This window comes from Streptomyces sp. NPDC048462 (assembly GCF_043200175.1).
In the GTDB taxonomy this organism is placed as follows: domain Bacteria; phylum Actinomycetota; class Actinomycetes; order Streptomycetales; family Streptomycetaceae; genus Streptomyces.
Map to the genome: position 1 here is coordinate 1 of NZ_JBICXG010000069.1, position 1,605 is coordinate 1,605.

Genomic DNA, 1,605 nt, shown 5'->3' on the forward strand with positions numbered 1-1,605 from the left:
CTTCCGCGCGCGCAACTACCCGAATACGCTGGACGACGCCGAGCAGCGTCGCTGGCTGCAACACCGCCAGGAAGCGCTGAGCGCAGAGCGCGTGCAGAGTTACCTGCTGCAGCTCGAATCACTGTATAACCTGCACGAAGGCGACAAAGAGAAAACCGCCCTGTTGAAAGCGCTGTTCGATTACGGCAAAGAGTTGGTGGGATAAAACCCGCCGCAGCAGAAAAGGAAAAGGCCGCGAAAGCGGCCTTTTTTGTGGCTGATGACCCGTCCTGAATAGCGTTGACACATTTTACTCACGCACAGAGGAAAATGTGATGAACCAGTATATTAAACGCACACAACGCGATTACTCTCTATCCTTTAAACTGGCTGTCGTCGAACAGGTCGAAAAAGGCGAGATGACATACCGCCAGGCGCAAGATCGCTACGGTATCCAAGGCAGCCAGACTGTCATGAACTGGCTGCGCAAATACGGTCAACTTGACTGGCGAACTTCTCCTTCCACCAGAACGTGCGGAGACAACATGCCCAAACTCCCCCTGACGCCCGAACAGCGTATTAAAGAACTTGAGCAGCAACTGGCTGAATCTGAAGTCAAAGCCCAGTTCTTCGAAGCTGTCGTCAAAGTGATGAACACCGACTTTGGCGCCACGCTGACAAAAAAGCAGCTAACCGCCTTATCGCGCAAACACAAGTACCGGGACTCACAGTAACGCGGGCCTGCCGATGGATGGGCATCAGCCGACAAGCGTGGTATCAGTCCCTGCAGCGTGAAGCAGGCAAAGAGGAGCAGGCCCGGCATCTCGTCGAACAGGTGACGGCCATCCGCTTGCACCAACCCCGACTGGGGACACGTAAGCTGCATCACCTGTTGCGGCAACACCCCGAACCGGCGTTGCATGTGGGCCGTGACCGGTTGTTCAGTATCCTGCGCTGCGCGCGGTTACTGGTGATGCCTAAACGGGCGTATCACAAGACGACGCACAGCCATCATCGTTTTTATCGCCATCCCAACCTGCTAAAAGCGGGAGACAATCAAGTAATAGCCAGCCGTCCGGAACAGGTATGGGTGGCGGATATCACCTACCTGCCGCTGAGAACGGGGACGGCGTATGTCAGCCTGGTAACGGATGCCTGGTCGAGAAAAATCGTGGGATATCACGTGCATGACAGTCTGCATACCCGGCATGTCGCCTGCGCGTTCAAAATGGCACTGGCCGGCAGACGCACGGCGTTGCCGTTGGTGCATCACTCGGACAGGGGTATCCAGTACTGCTCGCAGGAATATCAGGCGTTACATCAGCAGTATGGCGTCATCTGCTCGATGACGGACGGGTATGACTGTTATCAGAACGCGCTGGCGGAACGGATAAACGGGATACTCAAAACGGAATACCTGCTCGGCAGGCCAGAAGATATCGCGCAGGCAAGAAAGATGGTCAGGGAGTCGGTGAACCTCTACAACACGCGGCGGCCGCACTTGTCGCTGAAATACAAAACGCCCGATGAGGTTCATCGGGCGTTATCCGGTTGAAAAGTGTCAACCTATATCAGGACTAGTCACCGGTAAACTCCAACTGGCAACCGCCTTCATCCTGCTGATTG

The 1,605-nt window shown here is 55.3% G+C and carries 1 protein-coding gene and 1 pseudogene; both read left to right on the forward strand.

The window, feature by feature from the left end:
• The coding region (locus tag ACGFU6_RS39255; protein WP_393617403.1) for a hypothetical protein at positions 1-205 on the forward strand (205 nt) is incomplete at its 5' end.
• A gap of 109 nt (positions 206-314) precedes the next feature.
• Positions 315-1,560 (forward strand): annotated as a pseudogene (locus tag ACGFU6_RS39260) (IS3 family transposase).
• Positions 1,561-1,605: the final 45 nt, after the last annotated feature.